Origin of the sequence: Mycobacterium sp. E2238 (assembly GCF_001672665.1) — a bacterium.
GTDB lineage: Bacteria > Actinomycetota > Actinomycetes > Mycobacteriales > Mycobacteriaceae > Mycobacterium.
This window is the reverse complement of record NZ_LZKF01000102.1, coordinates 1-1,069: the sequence shown is the minus strand read 5'-3', so window position 1 is coordinate 1,069 and position 1,069 is coordinate 1. Positions and strand designations below refer to the sequence as shown.

Genomic DNA, 1,069 nt, shown 5'->3' with positions numbered 1-1,069 from the left:
GGGTGGTGGGCCGTAGCCGGGTGGTGGGCCGTAGCCGGGTGGTGGGCCGTACGCGGGTGGCGGGCCGTAGCCCGGATAGCCGGGCGGCGGCGCGCTCAACGTGTTCCGCGGTGTATGCGGACGGGCCCGTCGTTCGTCATGGGGTCCATCCTGTCGGTGGTCCGGGCATTTCTCAATCATGGTGGGGCGGTCGGCGCGTAGCGTCTCTGGCATGGCCGAACTCAAATCCCGGCTGCGGGCCGACCTGACCGACGCGATGAAGAGCAAGGACAAGCTGCGCACGGCGACCCTGCGCCTACTGCTCGCCGCGATCCAAACCGAGGAAGTTTCCGGCAAACAGGCCAAAGACCTCTCCGACGAAGAAGTCATCAAGGTGCTGGCGCGGGAGTCGCGCAAGCGTGCCGAATCGGCGGAGATCTACACCCAGAACGGCCGCGGGGAGCTCGCCGCCAACGAGCACGCCGAGGCGCGGATCATCGACGAATATCTGCCGACGCCGCTCACCGAGGCCGAGGTGGCCGACGTCGCGGACACCGCCATCGCCCAGGTCGCCGAGGAGATCGGCGAGCGCCCGAGCATGAAGCAGATGGGCCTAGTGATGAAGGCGGCCACCGCGATCGCGGCGGGTAAGGCCGACGGCGCCCGATTGTCGGCGGCGGTCAAGGAGCGGCTGTAGGGACCACCACCCGGGTGCCGTCCGGGCCCCGCCTGGTGACGCGCCGGGCGTCGAGCTGCTCCAGCAAGGGCACGGCGACCCTGCGGGTGGTGCCGAGCGCGCGGCGCGCGTCGCTGACGGTGAACGGCTGGGGCAGCGTCGCGAGGATGCCCGCCGCCCGGTCCAGCGCGCCGGACCCGAGCACGACGCCGTCGGCGATCCGGGTCAGCCGCCCGGTGCGCACCGCGGCGGCCAGCTCCCGGGGCCCGAGCTTGAGCTCGGCCAGTTCGTCGGCCTCCGGTGCCCGAAAGGGCTCAGCGGCCAGCCACTCCTCGATGGTGCGCACCGCCTTGTCGACCCGGGCCGGCAGGGCCGCCCCCGGCGAGCGGACCAACCCGTCGACCACCTGGAGGC

General features: G+C 72.2%; 2 protein-coding genes. One reads left to right on the top strand and one right to left on the bottom strand.

The genetic code is table 11. The annotated features are described in order from the left end of the window. Positions 1-211 precede the first annotated feature (211 nt). Complete coding sequence (locus A5711_RS08380; protein ID WP_067945379.1) at positions 212-676, top strand: GatB/YqeY domain-containing protein; 465 nt, start codon at positions 212-214, stop codon at positions 674-676. On the opposite strand, the gene A5711_RS08375 is transcribed toward A5711_RS08380, so the two are convergent. Continuing rightward, on the bottom strand, positions 660-1,069 hold a 410-nt coding region (locus A5711_RS08375), incomplete at its 5' end, for a SelB C-terminal domain-containing protein (protein WP_197501066.1). The two genes, A5711_RS08380 and A5711_RS08375, sit on opposite strands and share 17 nt — an antisense overlap.

What these genes read in the sequence shown, in the direction of transcription:
- A5711_RS08380 (WP_067945379.1), top strand. Translation starts at nt 212, where the DNA reads ATGGCCGAACTCAAATCCCGGCTGCGGGCCGACCTGACCGACGCGATG.